The following is a 1,262-nucleotide window of genomic DNA, read 5'->3' as shown; positions in this document are numbered from 1 at the left end:
CCTGCTGGGGGTAGCCGTACCCGGGCTGCGGCGGGGGAGCCTGCTGCGGGTAGCCGTAGCCGGGCTGGGGTGCCTGCGGCGGCTGCCCGTAGGGACCGGGCTGCTGCGGGGGCTGGCCGTAGGGGGCCTGGGGCTGCTGCCCGTAAGGGCCGGGCTGCTGCCCGCCGTACGGACCCGGCTGGTTGTGGCTCATGGCTGGGGGCTCCCCCTCTGGATGCTGATTTCTCCCCGACATCCTGACGGACCCGGACGGCCCGCGGGGAGGCGGGGGCGGCATGCTCACGATATGCGCACGACAGGGCGGGACCGCCTCGGAGAGGCCCGGTCGGGGCGCTCTCCGAGGGGGAGCGGGAGCGGGGGCGTCAGAGCTTGACGCGGACCTCTCCGCGCAGCTTGGCCGAGGTGGTCGCCGCCTCGTCGAGGTCGGCGGACGCGCCGGTCAGGGCGCCCTTCACGTCCGTGCTGACGACGTAGCCGATCGTGCTGTGGTCGCCCCAGATGCAGGTCGCCGCGGACATCTTGCTCGGGCCCGACGCCCCGGACGTGGAGCCGGTGGTGCCCGCGCCGCCGCCCAGGTCGATCTTCATCTCCTGGCACTTCAGGACGGCGCCGTCGAGCTCGGACGGGGTGAACGCCTTGGGCTCGCCGACCAGTTCGACGTTCCCGCCGCCGCTGCCGGCGGTGCCGCCCTGCTGGGACTCCTTCGCGGCGTTCGCGAACATGTGGTCGACGACGCCCTCGGGGTCCTCGATCTCGCCGTAGACGCCGCCGAAGCTCAGCACCTTCTTGGCCATCGGGTTGTCGTCGGAGCCCGACTCGTACTGCGCCTGGACGTCCTTGGGGTTCTTCACCCCGGCCGCCTCGGCCTTGTCGAGGTCGACGCTGCTCGGACCGCTGGACCCGTCCGGCTTCTTCTTGTACTCGGTGATGACGGTCTCCGGCGTGGTCAGCTTGTGCGGCCCGTCGTCCTCGACGCCGCCGGCACCCCCGCTGTCCGCCACGTTCGACGAGCCGCCGTTCTTGCCGCCCTTGTCGTCGTCGCCGCCCGCGAGGAGGAAGTAGCCGCCGACCGCTGCCGCGGCGACCACGGCGACGATCCCGATGATCAGGCCGGTCTTCTTGCCGCCGCCGGGCGGCGGGGGCGGGACCTGCCCGTAGGGCGCCTGGGGCGGCTGCCCGTACGGGCCCTGCGGCGGGACTCCCGGCTGCTGCCCGTAGGGGCCGGGCTGCTGAGGCTGGCTGTAGCCGCCCTGCTGCGGGGC

Annotated in this window: 2 protein-coding genes; both read right to left on the bottom strand. The window is 73.7% G+C overall.

The annotated features are described in order from the left end of the window. Positions 1 to 193: hypothetical protein (locus tag AOK22_RS40120; RefSeq protein ID WP_244165024.1), on the bottom strand; the 193-nt coding region annotated here is incomplete at its 3' end. Between the two features lie 169 nt (positions 194 to 362). After that, positions 363 to 1,262, bottom strand: a 900-nt coding sequence (locus AOK22_RS26840; RefSeq protein WP_055701291.1) for a hypothetical protein, incomplete at its 5' end; no start/stop codon positions are given.

It is taken from the genome of Streptomyces silaceus (assembly GCF_001419745.1).
In the GTDB taxonomy this organism is placed as follows: domain Bacteria; phylum Actinomycetota; class Actinomycetes; order Streptomycetales; family Streptomycetaceae; genus Streptomyces; species Streptomyces silaceus.
The sequence above is the reverse complement of the archived record's forward strand: the minus strand, read 5'-3'. Positions and strand labels throughout refer to the sequence as shown.